21 protein-coding genes are annotated in these 20,830 nt (G+C 41.0%); 9 read left to right on the top strand and 12 right to left on the bottom strand.

The features are described 5' to 3' along the window. Nucleotides 1-155 precede the first annotated feature (155 nt). From ggt to KGY70_06405, 6 genes are all read right to left on the bottom strand, one after another. Nucleotides 156-1,880 (bottom strand): gamma-glutamyltransferase, encoded by a 1,725-nt coding sequence (ggt, locus tag KGY70_06430; GenBank protein MBS3774802.1) that lies wholly within the window; start codon nucleotides 1,878-1,880, stop codon nucleotides 156-158. After that, entirely contained in the window at nucleotides 1,877-2,074 is a 198-nt protein-coding gene (locus tag KGY70_06425) for a hypothetical protein (GenBank protein ID MBS3774801.1), read from the bottom strand. Before KGY70_06425 ends, ggt begins: the two co-directional genes overlap by 4 nt. 127 nt (nucleotides 2,075-2,201) lie before the next feature. Next, entirely contained in the window at nucleotides 2,202-4,253 is a 2,052-nt protein-coding gene (gene htpG / locus KGY70_06420; protein MBS3774800.1) for a molecular chaperone HtpG, read from the bottom strand. Between the two features lie 107 nt (nucleotides 4,254-4,360). Then, the gene (gene rsmD / locus KGY70_06415) at nucleotides 4,361-4,900 is read right to left on the bottom strand and encodes a 16S rRNA (guanine(966)-N(2))-methyltransferase RsmD (GenBank protein MBS3774799.1); all 540 of its coding nucleotides are present in this window, start codon (nucleotides 4,898-4,900) and stop codon (nucleotides 4,361-4,363) included. Continuing rightward, a complete protein-coding gene (locus tag KGY70_06410) occupies nucleotides 4,891-5,739 on the bottom strand; it encodes a DUF3822 family protein (protein MBS3774798.1) in 849 nt (282 codons plus the stop codon). The genes rsmD and KGY70_06410 overlap by 10 nt, the downstream gene beginning before the upstream one ends. Nucleotides 5,740-5,751: 12 nt before the next feature. Next, nucleotides 5,752-6,378, bottom strand: coding sequence for a hypothetical protein (locus KGY70_06405; protein MBS3774797.1), 627 nt, complete (start codon nucleotides 6,376-6,378; stop codon nucleotides 5,752-5,754). A 79-nt stretch (nucleotides 6,379-6,457) separates the two neighbouring features. Between KGY70_06405 and KGY70_06400 the strand changes: the two genes are divergently transcribed. Next, complete coding sequence (locus KGY70_06400) at nucleotides 6,458-7,891, top strand: AAA family ATPase (GenBank protein ID MBS3774796.1); 1,434 nt, start codon at nucleotides 6,458-6,460, stop codon at nucleotides 7,889-7,891. A gap of 33 nt (nucleotides 7,892-7,924) precedes the next feature. Here the strand turns inward: KGY70_06400 and KGY70_06395 are convergent, their stop codons facing one another. Both KGY70_06395 and KGY70_06390 read right to left on the bottom strand, forming a co-directional pair. Then, nucleotides 7,925-8,359 carry a cation diffusion facilitator family transporter gene (locus tag KGY70_06395; GenBank protein ID MBS3774795.1) on the bottom strand — a complete coding sequence of 145 codons (435 nt, stop codon included), beginning with the start codon at nucleotides 8,357-8,359 and terminating at the stop codon, nucleotides 7,925-7,927. A 16-nt stretch (nucleotides 8,360-8,375) separates the two neighbouring features. After that, complete coding sequence (locus tag KGY70_06390) at nucleotides 8,376-8,609, bottom strand: hypothetical protein (GenBank protein ID MBS3774794.1); 234 nt, start codon at nucleotides 8,607-8,609, stop codon at nucleotides 8,376-8,378. 346 nt (nucleotides 8,610-8,955) lie between these two features. Between KGY70_06390 and KGY70_06385 the strand changes: the two genes are divergently transcribed. Then, nucleotides 8,956-9,300, top strand: a complete 345-nt coding sequence (locus KGY70_06385) for a DUF1904 family protein (GenBank protein MBS3774793.1) — start codon at nucleotides 8,956-8,958, stop codon at nucleotides 9,298-9,300. Nucleotides 9,301-9,418: 118 nt separating this feature from the next. Further along, on the top strand, nucleotides 9,419-11,656 hold the full coding sequence (locus tag KGY70_06380; protein ID MBS3774792.1) for a tetratricopeptide repeat protein: 2,238 nt from the start codon (nucleotides 9,419-9,421) through the stop codon (nucleotides 11,654-11,656). A gap of 58 nt (nucleotides 11,657-11,714) precedes the next feature. Here the strand turns inward: KGY70_06380 and mltG are convergent, their stop codons facing one another. Continuing rightward, nucleotides 11,715-12,773 (bottom strand): endolytic transglycosylase MltG, encoded by a 1,059-nt coding sequence (gene mltG, locus KGY70_06375; protein ID MBS3774791.1) that lies wholly within the window; start codon nucleotides 12,771-12,773, stop codon nucleotides 11,715-11,717. A 135-nt stretch (nucleotides 12,774-12,908) separates the two neighbouring features. On the opposite strand from mltG, the gene KGY70_06370 reads away from it, so the two are divergent. Further along, the gene (locus KGY70_06370; protein MBS3774790.1) at nucleotides 12,909-13,319 is read left to right on the top strand and encodes a response regulator; all 411 of its coding nucleotides are present in this window, start codon (nucleotides 12,909-12,911) and stop codon (nucleotides 13,317-13,319) included. Between the two features lie 18 nt (nucleotides 13,320-13,337). On the opposite strand, the gene KGY70_06365 is transcribed toward KGY70_06370, so the two are convergent. Then, entirely contained in the window at nucleotides 13,338-14,534 is a 1,197-nt protein-coding gene (locus tag KGY70_06365) for a pyridoxal phosphate-dependent aminotransferase (GenBank protein MBS3774789.1), read from the bottom strand. Nucleotides 14,535-14,721: 187 nt separating this feature from the next. Here KGY70_06365 and KGY70_06360 point away from each other — a divergent pair, with 187 nt between their 5' ends. The 4 genes from KGY70_06360 (at nucleotide 14,722) to KGY70_06345 (ending at nucleotide 18,005) form a co-directional block, all read left to right on the top strand. Beyond that, nucleotides 14,722-15,243 carry a hypothetical protein gene (locus tag KGY70_06360; GenBank protein MBS3774788.1) on the top strand — a complete coding sequence of 174 codons (522 nt, stop codon included), beginning with the start codon at nucleotides 14,722-14,724 and terminating at the stop codon, nucleotides 15,241-15,243. Between the two features lie 39 nt (nucleotides 15,244-15,282). Further along, a complete protein-coding gene (locus tag KGY70_06355; GenBank protein MBS3774787.1) occupies nucleotides 15,283-15,693 on the top strand; it encodes a secondary thiamine-phosphate synthase enzyme YjbQ in 411 nt (136 codons plus the stop codon). A gap of 68 nt (nucleotides 15,694-15,761) precedes the next feature. Next, complete coding sequence (locus tag KGY70_06350) at nucleotides 15,762-17,378, top strand: indolepyruvate ferredoxin oxidoreductase (protein ID MBS3774786.1); 1,617 nt, start codon at nucleotides 15,762-15,764, stop codon at nucleotides 17,376-17,378. A gap of 45 nt (nucleotides 17,379-17,423) precedes the next feature. Next, nucleotides 17,424-18,005, top strand: coding sequence for an indolepyruvate oxidoreductase subunit beta (locus KGY70_06345; protein MBS3774785.1), 582 nt, complete (start codon nucleotides 17,424-17,426; stop codon nucleotides 18,003-18,005). 129 nt (nucleotides 18,006-18,134) lie between these two features. Here the strand turns inward: KGY70_06345 and KGY70_06340 are convergent, their stop codons facing one another. Both KGY70_06340 and tmk read right to left on the bottom strand, forming a co-directional pair. Continuing rightward, a complete protein-coding gene (locus KGY70_06340) occupies nucleotides 18,135-18,947 on the bottom strand; it encodes a prohibitin family protein (protein ID MBS3774784.1) in 813 nt (270 codons plus the stop codon). A 119-nt stretch (nucleotides 18,948-19,066) separates the two neighbouring features. Beyond that, a complete protein-coding gene (gene tmk, locus KGY70_06335; GenBank protein MBS3774783.1) occupies nucleotides 19,067-19,741 on the bottom strand; it encodes a dTMP kinase in 675 nt (224 codons plus the stop codon). Nucleotides 19,742-19,829: 88 nt separating this feature from the next. Between tmk and folP the strand changes: the two genes are divergently transcribed. After that, nucleotides 19,830-20,705, top strand: a complete 876-nt coding sequence (gene folP / locus KGY70_06330) for a dihydropteroate synthase (GenBank protein ID MBS3774782.1) — start codon at nucleotides 19,830-19,832, stop codon at nucleotides 20,703-20,705. The last annotated feature ends 125 nt before the right edge of the window (nucleotides 20,706-20,830 follow it).

Below are 20,830 nucleotides of genomic sequence, written 5' to 3'. Positions count from 1 at the left end.
AGGGCTACCAGGAAACAGGTGGTGATCAGCACAATGAAGGGATGAACTTTTAGCCTGGCAGTTGCCAGAATGATGAACCCTATTGAGAGGATCAAAATGAGTATAAGAACCGGACCTGATGCCATAAAAGTTTATTTTCAATGTTTTTCTTAATCTCAATAACCGATGGCCTGGCCGTCTTTTCGTGACTCAGAGGCACCATAATACACACCGTTTTCCGTGTCGTATTTTATGGCCTGATAGCCACCGAAACCTCCCACGGTATATTCCACATCATGCCCCGTTTTAATCAGCTCGCGAACTACCGGATAATCGTATCCGGATTCCAGGTAAAGTGTTCCTCCGTCGGTCATTTCTTCGCCTGTGGGCTGCGAAGAGCCCGCGTGCCTTATTCGGGGTGCATCTCCCGCTTCCTGGAGGTTCATTCCGAAATCCACAATATTCATAACGATCTGGGCATGTCCTTGGGGTTGCATGGATCCGCCCATCACGCCGAAACTCATGAAAGGTTCGCCGTCTTTTGTAATAAAAGCGGGGATAATGGTGTGAAAAGGTCTTTTTTCGGATTCATAAACATTGTTATGACCTTCCTCCAGTGTAAAAAGTTCGCCGCGGTCCTGCAAAACGAATCCCAGTTTACCGGGGGTCATTCCGGATCCCATTCCCCTGTAATTGCTCTGGATCAAAGAAACCATGTTGCCCTGTTCATCGGCTACAGTCAGATAAATGGTATTGCCCTGCTCCAGCTTTCCAGCAGGATAGCTTTGGGAAGCCCGTCCGGGGTCAATCAATTTTCTGCGCTGGTCGGCATAGTCTTTGGAAATCAATTTTTCCAGGGGGATGTTAGCAAAATCAGGATCTGCGTAAAATTTGGCCCGATCCTCGAAGGCCAGTTTTTTGGCCTCGGTAAAGGTGTGGATGTGCTCTTTGCTGCCAAATCCCATGGATCGGATGTCGAATCCCTCGAGAATGTTGAGTATCTGTAAAGCTGCTATGCCCTGTCCGTTCGGCGGCAATTCCCATACATTATATCCCCTGTAGTTTGTGGAGACGGGTTCCACCCATTCGGACTGATGGGCAGCCAGGTCTTCATAGCGCAGATAGCCTCCTTCGCCTTTTTCTCCTTTCATATACCTGGGGGCATGTTTTTCCATATAGGCATCGATCTTTCTGGCGATTTCCCCTTCATAGAATACATCCCTGCCTCCTTTGGCAATTTTTTCCAGGGTATTGGCCAGATAAGGGTTTTTGAAGATTTCTCCCTTTTCCGGGGCTTTCCCGCCAGGCATAAAAATTTCCTCAAAACCCGGGAATTTCTGCAAATAGTTGGCGTTGATCTGCCAGTAATAGGCGATGAGTTCGCTAACGGGAAAACCTTCCCGGGCATAGCCAATGGCCGGCTGAAGCACCTGCTCCATGCTCATGGACCCGAATTTTTCATGCAGCTCAAACCATCCATCCACACAACCCGGTACAGAAACCGGAAGGGGACCATGAGCCGGTATGCTTTCATACCCGTGCTTTTTGAAGTATTCAAGCTTCAAGGATTTCGGTGAGCGTCCGCTGGCGTTCAAGCCGTATAGTTCTTCGGTGTCGGCGTCCCAGACGATTGCAAAAAGATCGCCTCCTATACCGTTGCCGGTAGGTTCCATTAATCCCAGCGTGGCATTGGCTGCAATAGCAGCGTCTATTGCATTGCCGCCATTTTTAAGGATATCGATGGCCACCTGGCTGGCCAGTGGTTGACTGGTACATGCCATACCGTGCCGGGCAATAACCTCGGAACGGGTGGCAAAATTTTTTCCTGTGATGCGGTCTTGACCAAATGAAACATTCATGGCTAATACAATTGTCAGAATTGCAAGAAATAAGCTTTTCATAATGAATTAAATTTGTAGGGGTTCGTATATTGATTTGTTTTTATTGAAAATGTCATTCCATAGCCATGCGCCCTTGATATTCCAACGCTTCGACCTCCCAGCGGCGCATATTTTGCAAAATGAGCAGCATATTCAGCTTCTTCTTGTGTTTTCACCTGGGGAATGATGATGCCAATTGTGGTATTTTTATTCATTGTTTCATCAATTAAAAGAATAAAGATAGAAAGAAAATCCCACAACCAACAATTATACTTAATAGATAATAAAAAATCCCGGTATGTTAAACAATACCGGGATTTTATTGATTGGCCTGCTTTGTAATTAGTCGATCATATCCACGCTTCGTTTAACAAATCTGTCAAGCGATTCTCCTTTCAGCATATTATTTGCCAGCAGGGCAAGATCAATCAGTTGTTTTACCAGGTTATTCTCTTTGGCAAATTCTTTCAGTTTGCTTTCTTTCTGGTTCTGGTATTCGCTGATCTGTTTATCCAGGTCCTGCAGGTTGTCCTTGTCAGCCTGGGGCATTTCCTCGTCTTTCTTATCTTCATTTGCCTTGTTGATCCGATCCTTTTCATCCTGCAGGGGTTTGATCTCATTGTTGATTTTTGTCAGCTCATTGCCCAGCTTTTCATCTTTTTCCTGCCGGATCTTTTCCACCAATCTATGGTTGGTGTTGACCACCAGGTTATAACTGTCAGGCATTTGTCCGTAGAACTGCATTGGACCACCCCCCAGCTCTGCCATATCTTTCATACGGCGCATGAACTCAGACTGGGTAATGGTCAAAGGCTCTTCATTTTCACCCAGTGGCTCAAAGGTTACGTTAAAATTACCGATGTTGGGGAGCTGACTTTTGAAAATGGAAGCCAGTTCATTCTGTTCTTCCTGCGATAGCTCGGTTTCTTTTTTATCTTCTTTTTGAATGAGATTATCTACCACATCAGCATCTACCCTGGCAAAATGGCTGTTTTCAAATTTCTGTTCAAGAAAGTTGATGAAATGGGTATCAAGCTGGCCTTCCATAGCAAGTACATCATAGCCTTTTTCTTTGGCACTTTCGATGAATGAATATTGTTTCTCCACATCCGTGGCATAAAGATATACCAGTGTATTGTTCTTATCGGTTTGTTTTTCTTTTATGTATTCCTGGTATTCATCGAAACTGAAATATTTGCCATCTGTATTTTTGAAAAGGGCAAAGTTTTTGGCCCTTTCATAAAATTTTTCATTGGTGAGAATACCATATTCTATGAAAAGCTTCAGGTCGTCCCATTTGTTCTCGAAATCCTCCCGGTCCTTCTTGAAGAGTTCTTCCAGTCTGTCGGCAACTTTTTTGGTGATGTGATTTGAAATTTTCTTCACATTCGGATCGCCCTGCAGATAAGTTCTGGACACATTTAAGGGGATATCCGGAGAATCGATTACTCCGTGCAGCAGTGTCAGAAATTCGGGTACGATATTTTCTACCGAATCGGTAACGAAAACCTGGTTGGCATAAAGTTGTATCTTATTCTTTTGGACTTCAATGTTGTTCCTGATTTTCGGAAAATAGAGAATGCCTTCCAGATTAAAGGGATAATCCACATTGAGGTGAATATAGAACAAAGGGTCTTCGGCCATTGGATAGAGTTTCCTGTAGAATTCCTTGTAATCCTCATCCTTTAATTCTGTGGGTTGTTCCTTCCATAATGGCTTGGTATCGTTGATGATGTTGTCTTCATCAGTTTCTATCTCTTTGCCATTTTCGTCATAATCTTTCTTTTTACCAAAAGCGATGGGCACGGGGAGGAATTTGCAATATTTGTTCAATACCTCGTTGACCCTGTTTTCATCCATGTATTCTTCGGAATCCTTGTCAAGGTGCACTACTATATCTGTGCCCCTGTCTTCTTTTTCGGTTTCCTCCAGTTGATATTCCGGACTGCCATCACAAACCCAGTGCATTGCTTTTGCATCTTCCTGGTAGGATTGGGTATAAATTTCCACTTTATCTGCCACCATAAAGGCTGAATAGAAACCCAGGCCAAATTTACCGATAATGGCGGCCGGATCCTGGTATTTATTGACGAATTCCTGGGCACTGGAGAAGGCCACATCATTGATGTATTTTTTTATCTCCTCCTCCGTCATTCCAATTCCGCGGTCCGACACGGTGATGGTTTTATTGTTCTTATCCACTTTCACATGTATGGTCAGATCGCCCAGATCTTTTTCATAGTCGCCGACGGAGGCTATTTTCTTCATTTTTTGGGTGGCATCCACAGAATTGGACAGAAGTTCCCTCAGAAAAATTTCATTATCTGAATAGAGAAATTTTTTTATAATCGGAAAAATGTTTTCTGCAGTTACTCCAATTTTTCCACTTTCCATAATTCCCTGATATTTAAAAGGTTTTACATTAAAGTTTTCTTGCTAGTATGCAACAAATGATATGCCACCCAAGGATAGCTGACAAATAGTCAGTTGGTGAGGAAAAGTCAGGAAGTGGAGGAAAAAAAACTGAAATGTACATGACCGTATCTACGGTGTTCGATAAATTGGGAATTTTCAGGAACAACCGTTTCTTTGGAATGTTCGAGAATAAAATATCCTCCCTTTCTCAACAGGTTATATTCATTGATAAGGGAGGGGAGTGTTTCTATGCCTTCCAGGCTGTATGGGGGATCAGCAAATATGAGATCATATTGTTCATGGGTGGATGCAATAAATTTAAATGCATCTGTTTTTATTACTGTAAGGTTATCAATGCCTAACTGATCAATGATCCGGTTGATGAACCCAATGTTTTTCCGGTTTTTTTCTATAGCTGTCACCTGTTTACATCCTCTGGAAACCAGTTCAAAACCGATATTGCCTGTACCTGCAAAAAGATCCAGTGCAGTGAGGTTGTCGAAGTCAAACCGGTTTTCCAGTATATTAAACAGATTTTCCTTTGCAAAGTCAGTGGTAGGTCTTGCATCCAGTTTTTTGGGAGGTCTGAAAATTCTGCCGCCGTATTTTCCGCTAATTATACGCACAGGTTCAATCTGAATAAATTGGTGAAATGATGTGATTTGTCTTTTGTAAATGTATAACTATAGGTAAATTCAGAAGGAGGCTTATGGTAATGGATTTTTTTTAAATATTGACTGATCATGTTTTTTAGTTCTTTTCTATTCTCCATATCCCCGTTCACATGCAGTTCGTTTTCTGAAACCTCCAGGTTCAGTTGTTTATAAACATATAACAGATAGTAAATGATATCGTCATAAGCAGACCAGTAATAACTGTTATACAAATGCAGTCTGGACCTGTTGAGCACAGCAATATCAATAAAGTCTTCATTGATGGATAAGGCAGAACAGGTATTATCTCCGTGAGCGCTATTGATGTAATAGCTGATCAGGGGGAGGCCCTGCTGGTAAAATTGAGCATTGTTGAACTTTGCTGTGATCACGTTACTGACCGGATTGGGAATAGAGAATATGTTATAGGCTTCAATGTCCTGAAGATAATTGAAGTGAATTTCATCCAGTTCCTGAAGGTCGTAATTAAACTTAAAGTATTGAATAAGATCCTTTTGTTTGAAATAAGAAGCGGGTATGAGTACAGATTTCGGGGTCACTACAAGCACCATCACTTTTTTGTATCCAACCTGTAAGCAGGGGTCTGAATTGAATATTTCCTGAATTTTTTCAGCCTTTTGATCCGGGGTGTATTCCTGCTCAAGGTTTGTATGCTTGAGTGCTACATATTTACCCCTGATCAGGTCCAGTATGGAAAAAGAAAATCCATTCAAACTGAATTGAATGGATAATCTGTATGAATGTGCCCTGTTGAGATCTATGGTTTCATCAACAAAAGAGAAATCTCTCATAAAAAGAATGTGTTATTCCCAGTTTCCCGCGTTGTTGTTGGGCTCATCCAAATCGCCAACTTTAACGCCCGGGAATTTGTTTTGTTTCTTCGACATCCTTTCGTTGAGGTTGATCACCAACTGTTCGTTCTGGTCATGCAACAGTACATCGTTGTGCACTTTTGCTTCGAATACTTCAACATCTACGTTTCCAGTCTCAACGCTTCCTGCACCCAACTGGAATGTATCATTGGTATAGGGGACTTTCCATAGCAAATCTGCGTTGTACTCAGGTCCAAATAAAGAGTCTCTCACGGAAACCCTGAGTGTGTCCCTTTCAATAATACCTTTTCTTAAAGCTTCCTGCTCTGTCATTCCCTTTTCAATTAATTCGTCGGAAATACGACCAACCGCTCTTACAACCCTTAAGGAATCGTTATTTACAAAATCGATAAGGGTATCAAAGCTGCCTGTGAAACGACCATATTCGTTTTTGAAAGCAAGCTGAGCTGTACGAATGTTTCTTAATTTTTGAATGGTAGCATTGTACCTTTGTTGTTTCGCCTGCCTGAATTCAATAGGGGTTTGAATACTTCTGTAGAGACCGTAAATCAAACCGACTATAACAACTGCTAAAATGATCCGTAAAACTGTTTTCATTTTTTTGTTGGCTTTATTTTTAAATTTGCTCGGTGGCAAATATAAAAAAAGTAGATAAAATTACAAAGTAATTGCTGAGATGTTAAAAAAACACATTGAAGGTGAATTGACAAAAAATTTAAATTATACTCCTACCGAAAGTCAGAAAAGATTGTTTGCTTCTCTGGCAGATTTTATAATGAATTGGGGAGCGGATGAAATTTTTCTGCTTACCGGATATGCAGGCACAGGAAAAACGACTACCATAAAAACATTGGTCAATACCTTATATTCATTCAAAATCAACAGTATTTTAATGGCGCCTACAGGCAGGGCCGCCAAGGTGCTTGGTTCCTATACCTATAAACCGGCATATACCATTCATAAAAAAATTTACAGGCAAAAATCTGCCCAGGACGGTTTTGGTGATTTTGCACTGGACAAAAATCTTTATAAAAATACCTATTTCATCGTTGATGAAGCTTCCATGATTTCCAACCAGTCGTTTGAAATGTCGATTTTCGGTAGCGGCCGTCTGCTTGATGATCTGATTGAATATGTTTACCAGGGCCATTCCTGTAAATTGATACTTCTCGGTGATACTGCCCAGCTTCCTCCTGTAAAGATGGACCTGAGCCCTGCTCTTGATCCATCACAACTGGAAGGTTATGGCCTGAATGTTAAGCGGGCGTTTTTAACCGATATCCTGAGACAAAGCAAAGAATCGGGCATACTGTATAATGCAACTCTGTTGAGGCAGATGATAGAACAGGAAACTTCTGATTACCCTAAATTCCAGGTGAAAGAATTTCCCGATATCGAACGCACGGTTGGATCGGAAATGGTGGAACTGATTTCTGACGCCTATGATCAACATGGTATCGAAGAAACGGTGATCGTGACCCGTTCCAATAAAAGAGCCAACAACTTCAACCAGGGAATAAGGAACCAGATACTTTGGAGAGAGGAAGAGCTGGCAATTGGTGATTTCCTGATGGTGGTCAAGAACAACTATTTCTGGATAGATGAGGAGGAAAAACTGGATTTTGTCGCCAACGGAGATATTGTGGAAGTAGTTGATATAAAGGGCTACCAGTCATTATACGGTTATCGGTTTGCTGATCTTACCCTTCGCTTTGTGGACTATGATGATCTCGAGATTGATGCAAAAGTATTGATGGATACCCTTTACACCAATCAGGCCTCGCTCTCAAAGGAAGAGAACCAAAATCTGTTTCAAAGTGTTTTAGAGGATTATCAGGATCTCAAAACCAAAAAAGCGAGATATAAAAAAGTACGGGAGAATCCCTATTTCAATGCTTTGCAGGTGAAGTTTGCCTATGCGGTTACCTGCCATAAGGCTCAGGGAGGTCAATGGAAGGTGGTTTTTGTAGATCATGGTTATATAACCGGGGAAATGATCAATAAGGAGTTTTACCGATGGCTTTATACAGCCTTTACCCGTGCAACGGAAAAATTATACCTGGTGAATTTTCATAAATCCTTTTTTCCTGATGATGAAGATGTGTTTTGATAAACATTGAATATCAGAAATATTCAGTTTATTTTATTCCCTGTTGCCTGACACGATTATTCGTTTATCACGGCATGTATGGTATTCCATCTGTATGGTTACATGGTGAATCTTAAATGAATGTTTTAATTTACTTTCCAGGTCTTTTCTTATTTTGTCTGCTTCCTGTATGGAGTAGTTGCTGCATAAATCGGCATGACATTCGAAGTGTACCTGATTATCGGACAAACGCCAGGCATGAATGTGATGAATGTTTTCTACTTTCGGGTGGGTTTCCAGATTGTGCTTAATTTCGCTGATATCCAGAAATTCCGGGGTCGCCTGCATCAGAATTTCTACCGTCTCTTTTAATACCCCGTATGTTGCACGTATGATGAATATGCGTATCAAAAAGGTCAGCAGCGGATCAACCCAGTAAACATTAAACCGGCTGATCATGTCAGGTTCATGTAAATAAGACGGGTGCATGCCAGAATGACATTCATCACCCTTCCGTATATTCACCGATAATCTGTTCTATCTTGATCAAAAAATACTGTTCCTCTTTTTCGGGCAATTTCAATTCTTTAATGGCATGTTCTGCTTCTTCCCGGAGCCAGGGAATGAGCATATGGTCATTATTATATCCGAAAGGACTGTCATTCCAGAGAATATTAATTATCCGGGTTTTAAGTTTTTCCAGTATGTTCCATGCGCGCGCCCTCTTTACTTTATTCATTTGTTAAGTAAACTGGTTTGAAGAAAGAACAATTTACCGGCGTTCAAAGTTAAATTTTTTGATTTTTGGAGCAGTACCTTACCGGGCAAGTTTTGCCAAAAAAAGCAAGAATTTGACCGGTAAGCGCCTAAAATAAAGTGTAAAGTTTGAATTGTCTTTTATTTCATTTAACCCGAATAATTCAAGAATTATTCCTGTCTCCGACAGCGACTAAGGTTCACTAAAATTTTTTTCAAAAATTTAAGTTCACCTAAGTTGGGGTTAACCTGCATTTTATTTATATTTATAAAAATTTATGAATAATGCAGGTTAACTTGCTCAACGTTTAAATATAAAAAGAAGCATTATGCCTTATCTGAAATTAAAAAGCAATAAACAACTGAGCGAAAACAAGAAACAACAGCTCATGAAAGATCTTACCGACTTGTTGGTTAAAGATCTGAACAAACCTGAAAAGTATATTATGATTGAATGTGAGGATAACCGGAGTATGACTTTTGGAAATAATGATGATATATTGGCTTTTATTGAACTGCGGAGTATTCGTTTGCCAGAGGATAAGACGGGAGAATTGACAAAAAGCCTGACAAGTTTCGTAAAAAATAATCTGGAAATTCCCGCTTACAGGGTTTTTATTAATTATATCAATATTCAGCCACACATGTGGGGCTTCAATGGAAGCACTTTTTAGTTATCCTGTTGTTTTGGCATTATTTTCTGCTGATTTATTCGGGAAACACCAATGGTATGTTTTTTGTCAGATCTTTACAGGATATAAACTATAAAATTGTATCACACCATATAATATTATGACCTTTAAGAACATAATTGATAATCATAGAAAAGCTTCCGAATTTATTGGAAACAGAAAATTGGGATTTGCACTCGATGTTTTATATGATATGGCAAAAGAGGCTGAATCGGATTATTTCAACATACAACTGGATAAACACAGGGAAACCTATGCCAATATTCTGAATCATGCTTTCAATGCACTTGATGATCCCAAAAAGGAGGAGATATATCAGCATTTATTGATGTCCGTACTGGAGGTTGGTGATCAGCTAAGGGAACATTTATTGGTCAGATCGGGAAGTTCATCCATCTATAAAACCAAATGGAAATTAGAGCAGGAGATTGCCTCGGAAAAAACCGATTTTCAGGAGTTGATTGAACGACTTGCGGTTGATCAGAGTCTTGATGATTTGCTCAGGGGTGCCGACATTCAAACGGAACATCAGCAGCTATCGCAGGAAGAGAGAAGCGAGCTTCACAGTAAGTTATTCAGAATTATTTGGCTGACCGATAAATATGGAGATGCTGAATATAAACTGCTGGAAACCATAAATGATTCTGAGAAGCTTGCCTGGTACGATAAATCGTTGTTTGTAAGCGCATTGACTTTGAGTGTTTTGCGTTGTTTTGACAGCGGAAAGATCGAGTTGTTGTTCCGCTTTTACGAAAAAGGAGAAGAGCAGGTATGGCACAGAGCCTTGGTAGGATTGATATTTGCCTTTTATAAATATGATAACAGGATTGACCTGTATCCGCAACTGATGGATAAACTGGAGGCTTATCGGGGGGATGAAGAACTGGAAAGAAATATTGAAGCCATCATCATTCAGACACTGAAATCTAAAGAAACCGAAGAGATCACCAAAAAATGGGAAGAGGAGATTCTGCCTGAAATTTTAAAAATGCGGCCCAATATTGAGAAGAAGCTTGATCTGGAAAATATTGTATCGGAGAAATTCTTTGAAGATAAAAATCCCGAATGGGAAAAGGTCTTTGAGGATTCACCGGATCTTTTGGACAAGATCCAGGAATTTTCAAAGATGCAGATGGAAGGTTCGGATGTTTTCATGAGTGCATTCTGGCGGCTAAAACATTTTTCATTTTTTAAACGTATCAGCAATTGGTTCATCCCATTTTACAAGGAAAATCAGGATATAGCTTCTTCTGTATCGGCAGATGAAAATCAGGATCTCTCTCCGCTGGTTGAAAAACTGGAAACTTCTCATTTTATGTGTAATTCAGATAAGTATTCTTTCTGTCTGAATCTTCAATATATACCTGCTGAGCAGAAGAATACCATGATGCAGCTCTTTAATGAGGAAATGAAACAAATGGAAGAGATTGGTCAGGATGAAGAACTGCTCAATGATTTTGCCAAAAGCAAGAGCATATATACTCAGTACCTTCAGGACATTTACAGGTTTTTTAAAATTCATCCGCTGAAAAATGAGATTGAGGATATCTTTGAGTTTAAACTGGATATGTACAACACCAAATTTTATAACCGCATTGTTGAAAACAAGAGGATAAGAAGGAATATTGCAGAGTTTTATTTTGAGCGTGAAAAATATGACCAGGCAGTGGAGGTTTTTAAAAACCTGGAAGAAAGTGAGCAAAGTGAGGCGGAAGTGATAGAGAAGATCGCCTATAGTTACCAGCGGATGGGGGATTATCAGCAAGCGTTGAATTACTATCACAAAGCGGAGCTTTATGATACCAACAAAGCATGGGTTACCAAAAAAATAGCCCTGTGCTATCGATATCTTGACAATCCTGAAAAAGCCCTGGAATATTATCAGGAAGCAGAGAATTATGAACCTGATAATCTATATATCCAGGCCTTCATTGGACATAGCCTCTTCCAACTTCAAAGGTATGAAGAAGCTCTGCAATATTATTTTAAGGTGGAATATCTGGCTCCCGAGAATGCCAAGATCAGAAGGCCAATTGCTTGGTGTTCATTTGTGTTGGGTAAATATGAAACTGCTGAAAACTATCTTCACAAACTGCTGGCCCAGGAAAGCAAATATTTTGATTATATCACCCTGGGTCATGTATATTGGTGTATGAATGATATCGAAAAGGCTCAGGAAGCTTATAAAAATGCTGCCACTCATGAAGACAGCAGTTTTAAACAGTTTGCTGAATCTTTTCTGGATGACCGTAAATATCTTGAACAACGCGAAATAGACCCCCTTGAGGTCAACCTAATGCTTGACAGGGTGAAATACTCGGCGGAGGGAACACAATAGGATTGCCCATATTCGGAAAAGCTTATTATTCTTTCAGTCTTTGGCTGGGTTGACTTGCTCATTCCATGATTTTTTTCTCATTTAGTGCTTTTTGGTATTTTCTGGCATTTTGAATGTGCTGATAATGGGTTTTGGAAAAATTATGGTAACCGGAAAAATCTGGCCTGGCGCTAAAGTAGAAGTAATCATGCTTTTCGTAATTGAGTACAGATTCAATAGCAGTAATGGAGGGGAAAGAAATGGGTCCTGGGGGTAAACCCGCGTTCCTGTAAGTATTATAAGGAGAATCCTTTTGCAGATGCTTGTCCAGTACTCTGTTCACTGAAAAATCCCCGATCGCGAATTTGATGGTTGGATCGGCCTGTAACCTCATACCTCTTTCAAGTCTGTTTATATATACCCCTGCGATTTTTGGCATTTCCTCTGATTTTGTGGTTTCTTCTTTTACAATGGAAGCCAGTATGGAAGCTTCCACAGGAGTAAGATCCATGCTTTCGGCTTTGTTTTTTCTTTCTTCGTTCCAGAAACGTTCATATTCCCGGTACATCCTTTCGATTAATTCCCGGGCTGGAGTATTCCAGTAAAGCTCATATGTATTGGGAATAAACAGGGCATGAACTGTATTGGGGGTAACGCCATATTGCTTAAGATACTCTTTGTCATTAAGCAATCGTATAATGCTGGCTGAATCGGCTTCAATCTGCTTAGAGATAACGCCTGCAAGCTCCTTTTTTCTGCGAATGTTGTTAAAGGTCAGGTCAACAGGATCCTGCCGGCCGGCCCGAAGCATATTGATCAGGGCGTTATTGCTCATACCGTTTTTTACCAGATATCTTCCGGGATGCACGTGGTTCTGATAATTCTTTTTCTCAGCCATCCATTTGAACTCACTGAGGTTTTGGATCACATCACTGGTATCCAGTATACGGAAAACATCTTTTTCCGTCGAGCCCGTAGGAATGTATATGTGCGTGCTTTCTTTTTCTTTTAGTTGTATATTGGAGCCGTATATCTTATCATATATCCTGTAGGCTATTACTGCACCTACAATCAGTATGACCAATCCGACAAGTGTGATGTGTTTTCTGCGTGGTGTTTTTTCCCTTCTTTTTGACATTTTCATAAATTTTGTTCAATCCGGCAAAATTAATTGTTCTTTTCAAAATGCATTCATCATCTTATCTAAAAAAGCAGCTCAATATCGATTAATTTCCATATCTTTTTGTTGAAACAACTAAAATTGGTTATTTTAGTGAAATTATATGATCAACGTACTGAACAATTTTTTATGTCACAAACCGGCGATATATTAATCGTAGATGATTCGGGCACGAATCTTTTTTTACTTCAGAGGCTCCTGGAAGATGAAGGATATTCGGTAATCATCACTGAGGACCCTAAAAAAGGGCTGGACTATGTGGATAAACATTCGGGGATCAGGCTGATCCTGCTGGATATAATGATGCCCCAGCTTGATGGGTTTGAGTTTATGAAAAGGCTTTCCGACCGCGGGAAAATTACTGAGATACCTGTAATCATTGTTACTGCCAGGGACGACAGTCAGAGCCATCAAAAAGCAATGGATTTGGGTGCAAAAGATTATATAGAAAAGCCTTTGAATATTAAAAAGGTGCTTGATACCATTCAATATCATATAAGCTAGTGTTACTCAAACCCTGAACTATTCCAGTTTGTCGAGGTAAGCTTTTATTCTTCTGAGCGCCTCCTGAAGTGCGTCATCAGATGCAGCATAGGATATTCTTATGTTGTTGGGCGATCCAAAAGCATTGCCCGGAACAAGGGCAACATTGGCTTCTTCCAGCAGGTAAAAACAAAGGTCTGCGGCGTTATTGATTTGCCTCTGACCATAGGATTTTCCGAAATAGTAAGAAATATCCGGGAAAAGATAAAAAGCCCCATGTGGGGTATATTTTTTTATTCCCTTAATCTGCCCGAGCCCATCCATTACCAAATCTCTTCTTCTTTTAAAAGCTTTGACCATTTCTTTTGTAAAGTCTTTGTTGGAATTGATGGCAGCCAGGGCAGCTCTTTGCGAAATAGAAGCTGCGGCTGAGGTTACCTGACCCTGCAATTTAGCCACAGCATTGGCTATTTCCGTTGGAGCGGCCATATAACCGATCCGCCATCCCGTCATTGCAAATCCTTTGGAAACCCCGTTAATGATGACCACCTGGTCTCTGATGTTGTCGAATTGGGCGATACTTTGATGTTCGCCCAGGAAGTTGATGTATTCATATATCTCATCGGAAATAACGAAGATTTTACGAGGGCTTTTTTCGATTACTGAAGCTATTTCTGCCAGTTCCTCCCTGGTGTAGATGGTTCCGGTGGGATTGGAAGGAGAACACAAGATGAGCGCCTTTGTTTTATCGGTTATGGCATTTTTTAACTGTTCAGGCGTGATTTTGAAATTGTTTTCGATATCGGTTTGAACCACCACATTTTCGCCTTCGGCCAGTTTTACTTGCTCCACATAACTTACCCAATAAGGGGCAGGTACAATCACCTCATCGCCTTTGTTGACTAAGGAGAGCATAGCGTTGGCCAGCGAATGTTTTGCTCCGGCCGAGATAATAATTTGTTCCGGGGAATAATCCAGATGATTCTCTTTCTGTAATTTTTTTGCGACAGCCTCTCTTAAATCCCTGTAACCCGGTACAGGGGGGTAAGAGGTGAAATTATCATGAATGGCCCGGATGGCAGCTTCTTTTATATGATCGGGGGTGTGGAAATCGGGTTGGCCTACGCTAAGGTTGATGATGTCCTTGCCTTTGGATTTCAACTCCGCGCTTTTCTGTGACATGGCTATTGTCTGGGATTCTGAAAGCGACCGGATTCGTTTTGATATAGTGCTCATCCTTCCTTTGCTTTTTTTGATCAAAGATAAATTTTGTCAAAAATATGATAAAATATCGAGTTATTCGAATCAAAAGTCTAATCTAAACCGAATCAAAAGTTAATTTGATTACTCATTAAAGTAATTCGCCTTAAAAATTGCAATTTTGTGTAAGTTTCAATTATTTTTACAAAAAAGATATGTGCATATGGAGGTTATACTTGAGATACTGAAATATATTCTGCCGGCACTCATAGTGTTTTTCACTGCCTATTTTACGATCAGAATATTGATAAAAAATGATCAGCGAAAGAGGGATTATGAGATCATTATGAAAAACAAGCAGATTGTTACCCCTGTAAGATTGCAGGCTTACGAGCGGTTGACGCTCTTTATGGAAAGAATTTCCCCCGATGCCCTGGTGATGCGAATCAGCAAGGACAATTTGACCGTTAGGGATCTTCAGAATAAAATGCTGCAAACCATCAGGTCGGAATTTGATCACAACGTATCACAGCAGATCTATGTATCGCCCCAGGCATGGGAAGTAGTAAAAAGTGCACGGGAAAACATTGTAAAATTGATCAATACTACTGCCCAGAGTTTGAAGCCGGACGACCCCGCTATAAAATTAAGTCGTTTGTTACTGGAACGCTTTATGGAGCAGGAGCAATCTTCTGCAAAAGTGGCCATAGATTATCTTAAAAGGGAAGTGAGAAGTTTTTATTAATTTTGTAAACCTGACCCAAAACCTGCTAATTATTACATTATGATTTATCAAAAGGAAATAACTTTACCTTCTTTTGGAAGAGGATTTCATATAATCACCTCGATAATCAGGGAAAACATGCCGGAAGTCCCGGAAAAGGGACTGTTGAATATATTCATAAAACATACCTCGGCAGCCCTGACTTTAAATGAAAATGCCGATCCTTCGGTCCGTCATGATCTTGATTCGGCCATGCGTGAGGTTATTACGGAGAATCCATCTCATTATACCCATACGCTGGAGGGGTCCGATGATATGCCTGCACACATTAAATCTTCATTATTCGGTCAATCTCTGACTATTCCGATTTCGCAGGGTCATTTGAATGTAGGAACCTGGCAGGGAATTTATTTATGTGAATTCAGGAACCGAAAACACCGGAGAAGATTGGTGTTAACCGTCTATACTTAATTTTACATGACATCCGTATGCGATATTTTTCTTTATAATCGTGTCAAATGCAACCAAAATATATAGAAATGGATACATTATTGTTGTTGGGAGATGAAGCCATTGCCCAGGGAGCTTTGGATGGAGGCTTGTCGGGCATCTATGCCTATCCCGGTACCCCCTCCACAGAGATTACCGAATATGTCCGTAGTTCCCGTTATGCTGAAGAAAAGAACATCCATCGTGAATGGTCGGCCAATGAAAAGACAGCCATGGAAGCTGCCCTGGGCATGTCCTATGCCGGCAAAAGAGCCATGGTATGTATGAAACATATAGGTTTGAATGTAGCTGCCGATCCTTTTATGAATGCTTCCTTTACCGGAGTGAACGGGGGAGTGATTGTTGCAGTTGCCGATGATCCTTCCATGCATTCCTCACAAAATGAACAGGATTCCAGATTCTATGGCAATTTTGCCGGAATTCCCATTTTTGAACCTTCCAATCAGCAGGAAGCATACGAAATGGCCTATTATGGTTTTGAACTTTCGGAACAATTGAAATTACCTGTTTTGTTGAGGATTCCAACCCGGCTGGCTCATTCCCGGTCTACTGTAAGCTGCCTTGAGCAGAAACCACAGAATGAGACTGCAGTACCCGAAAATTTGCGTCAGTTTGTATTGCTCCCTGTTTTTGCACGAAAAAAATATGAGGCATTGCTCTCGAAGCAGGCAAGTATGGAAGAGATTTCCGGAGCATTCGGATTCAATAAATATTTTGACGGCCCGGACAAGCAACTGGGAATTATTGCCAGCGGCATAGCCTATAATTATGTAATGGAGCATTACACAAAACACAAACTGGAGTTTCCGTTGCTGAAAATAAGCCAGTATCCGTTGCCTTCCGGGATGCTGAACAGGATACTTGATTCGTGTGAAAAGGTGTTGGTGGTAGAGGAAGGTTATCCCTTTATAGAAGACAGACTGAAAGGTTTTCAGGGGAAAGGAACACCAATAAAGGGTAAACTGGACGGCACGCTTCCGAGAACAGGAGAAATGAATCCCGACCATGTATCTGCTGCCCTGGGAATGGAGGTCAAATCGGGTGAAGCCATTCCTGAGGTTGTAAAAAACAGGCCCCCGTCTATGTGTGAGGGTTGTGGCCATATTGAATCATATAAGGCACTTAACGAAGCCTTGCGGGAGTACAATGAAGGAAGGGTGTTCTCTGATATAGGATGCTATACCCTTGGTGCATTGCCTCCTTTTGAAACCATCAATTCGTGTGTGGATATGGGGGCTTCCATAACTATGGCTAAAGGAGCAGCCGATGCAGGATTGGTGCCTGCCGTAGCTGTTATTGGAGATTCGACTTTTACCCATTCGGGAATGACCGGATTATTGGATTGTGTTATAGAACAAAGCCCTGTAACTGTGATCATTTCTGACAATTTTACTACGGCTATGACCGGTGGCCAGGATTCTCACGCACTTGGAAGACTGGAGCAGATATGTGAAGGCATTGGTGTGGAAAAGGAACATATACATACTTTTCGGCCCACCAAGAAAAACCTTGATCAGATGGTTCAGCTCATAAAGAAGGAGCTTGCCTATGAGGGGGTTTCTGTAATTATTCCGCGAAGGCAGTGTATACAAACTGCTAAAGATCAGGAATTGAATACAAGACTGAAGGAGCTGGGATTGAAATAACGGTAAAAAACCAATTCCCGGAACAAATTTTTTAACGATGATATTATGAAAACCGACGTAATTTTGGCCGGAGTTGGCGGGCAGGGTATATTATCCATTGCTGCCACGATTGGCATGGCTGCATTAGACAGCCATTTGTTTCTGAAACAATCTGAGGTTCACGGTATGAGCCAAAGGGGAGGGGCCGTGCAATCTCATATGCGGCTCTCAGATAAGGAGATCTTTTCGGATTTGATTCCCAAAGGAGAAGCCGATATCATCATATCCGTCGAACCTATGGAAGGGCTGAGATATTTACCTTATCTCTCAAATCAAGGTTGGCTGGTATCCAATACAAAAGCATACCGAAACATTTCCGGTTATCCGGATGAGCGGGAGCTGATAGAAGAAATCAAAAAGGTTAAGAATCATATTGCCCTGAATGCCGATTCCATAGCCTCCGAACTGGCTGCGCGGAGAGCCTCGAATATGGTTTTGCTGGGTGCAGCTTCTCCTTTTTTTAACCTCCCTTTTGATGGGTTTAAAGAAGGCATTCGAAGTATATTCAGCAGAAAAGGAGAGGAGGTAGTCGGGAAAAACCTCCAGGCATTAGAGGCAGGAAGAGCTTTTACTGAAAAAAACAGGTGAATTATTGCTGTGGCCATTGTTGTAGGGATAATTTTCCCTGGTCTCTGAAACCAGGTTGAGCAAAAAATGAGGGTGTACGGAATTCTTGAACTTTCCGTACACCCTCATTTTTTGTTTATGGACTTCATGTTATTGATTACCCAGAATTAAAGGCAGGCCTGATTCTCCGCCTCCAATAACAACAACTTTTGAATTTTGTGATTCGGATAATTGTATTGTGGCCTCAATTCCCCGCATTTTTAAGAGTTCGGGTGTCAGGCTCTCGCTTATGATCCTGTTGGCCCGGGCTTCCCCTTCGGCTTCGATCTCTTTTCTTTCGGCCTCACTCCTCTCTCTTTCCAATCTGTATTCATAGGCCATAGCTTCCTGCTCCTGTTGCAGTTTTTTCTCAATGGCATCTTTTATTTGAGTAGGCAACTGAATGGAGCGGATCAGTAAGGCCCGCATTTCTACAAAGTTTTCCCCTAAAACCTGACTTGTTTCAGTTTTGATTGATGATTCCACTTCCTCTCTTTTGGTTGAATATATTTCTTCAGCGGTGTACCGTCCTGCTACACGCCGGATGGTAGATCTTACCTCGGGAATGACGAGTTGGGAAATATACTGGTCGCCGAAATTTTCATGCAAGTAGCCGAGATCTCCGGGAATGGGGTTAAAGCGTACCGACACATCCATGGCAATGTCCAGTCCGTTTTTGTCGAGTACATCCAGTTCCTGTTCCGTTTGCTGCTCCTTTATACTGTAAAAGTTCATTTCATTCCATGGAGCAATCATTTTGAATCCGGGTTCGTAAATGTGTTCTTTATCCAGGCCGGTGGTGAATTTTCTGAAAATTACGCCCCGTTCTCCCGGCTGAATGGTAACGAATGTTGCACTGCTTAAGATCACAACAATAACTATGATCACCGCAAGCAATATCCAAAAAGTGGTTGTTTTTTTCATAAGTATTTCAATTTATAGGATTTACAATAAAATAATTCGGAAGTAAAGGTATATCATTTAACTGGATTCTACAATACGAAATTGACGGAAATTCCATGAAATTTGGAGGGAATATGTGGTTATAATTTTAGCCTTTGCAGAATTTTGTCTCTGATATGGGTTGAATCAAGCATTTTTCCCGATTGGTCCCTGCAGTCGATCAATTTGAAATCTTCTTCTTTGCTGATTTCCCGGAGATAAATCTCTCGTACACTTTCCTGAAAACCCAGGTCTTTTTCATGGATGTCCTCTTTACCTTGCAGATATTCGCGATCGGTTCCCCGGCGTTTGGCTTTAAGTTGGACTTTTGTAAATTCAGCCGGCACATCCAGATAAAGGTTTATATCCGGGCGGGGAATCTGATGGTACTCATACTCTAGGTACTTAATCCAGTCGGTAAGGGCTTCTATTTCTTTGTCATTCTCTAATTTTGCCCCCTGAAAAGCAATATTGGAATAAACATACCGGTCAACCAGGACCAGGTAATTTTCTTCCATCCATTTTTGAATGGTGGTTTTGGCATCATTTCTGTCGCCGGCATAAATAAGGGCCACCAGATAGGGGTTGACCGAGTTGATCTCTCCCAGCTCCCCTCTGAGAAACATGGCGATCAGCTTTCCAAACACAGGTGATTCTGTTCTTGGAAAATGCAGATATTTACAGGGTATGTTATGCTCCTGGAAATATTGCCTGAGAAGCTGGATCTGGGTGGATTTTCCGGATGCATCAAGTCCTTCTATGTTGATGAAATTCATTGGCAATAACTTTTCTTTTTGAATTCAAACCTTTGCGAGTTCTTCTGGTTAATTTTTATACTTTTGTTTTCAAATTGACTGAATTGTTATGGAAGATAAAGATACATTTTTTTCCCGGAAATACATGATCAATTGTAACGGAGCTTTGCTTGATCTTTCAAAGCCGAAAGTGATGGGGGTATTGAATGTTACCCCCGATTCATTTTACGACGGAGGCAGATATTTTCAGGAGAAGACGATAAAGGATCAGGTGGGACGCCTTGTTGCTGAGGGTGCCGATATAATTGATATAGGAGGATATTCTTCCCGGCCGGGAGCAGACCATATTCCCATTGATGAAGAACGGAAGAGACTTTTGCCTGTATTGGATTTGGTCAGAAAACATTATCCCGGTGTGATTCTGTCAGTAGATACCTTTCGTTCGGAAATTGCCGATCAAGTGGTTAGTGATTACCGGGTGGATATAATCAATGATATATCTGCCGGGGAAATGGACCCGGCTATGTTTGAAACCATAGCAAAGCTGCAGGTGCCCTATATCATGATGCACATGAAGGGCACACCGGAGGATATGAAATATAAGGCCCGTTATGGAGATATGATGAAGGAGATAACGGATTATTTCTCCCTGAAGTATGATCAATTGAGAAAAATGGGGGTAAAGGACATTATTCTTGATCCGGGTTTCGGTTTTGGAAAAAATGTTGAACACAATTATCAGCTCTTGCACAATCTGGAGCAGTTTAAGATATTTGAACTGCCCATAATGGTGGGATTGTCTAGAAAATCAATGATCTATAAGATTTTGAATACTACACCCAATGAAGCCCTCAACGGCACCACAGTGCTCAACAGCATTGCGCTTATGCAAGGTGCTGATATTTTACGGGTACATGATGTCAAACAAACCAGAGAGGTGATCACACTTATAGAAAAATACCGAACTTCAACGGGGAATTGTTAGTCAATTGGTATAGGATTTACCTGCCTTCCGGCAGGCGGGGAATTTAGAATTTAGAGTTTAGAGTTTAGAGTTTAGAATTTAGAGTTTAGAATTTAGAATTTAGAGTTTAGAGTTTAGAATTTAGA

Source organism: Bacteroidales bacterium (assembly GCA_018334875.1).
In the GTDB taxonomy this organism is placed as follows: Bacteria; Bacteroidota; Bacteroidia; order Bacteroidales; family UBA12077; genus JAGXLC01.
The sequence above is the reverse complement of the archived record's forward strand: the minus strand, read 5'-3'. Positions and strand labels throughout refer to the sequence as shown.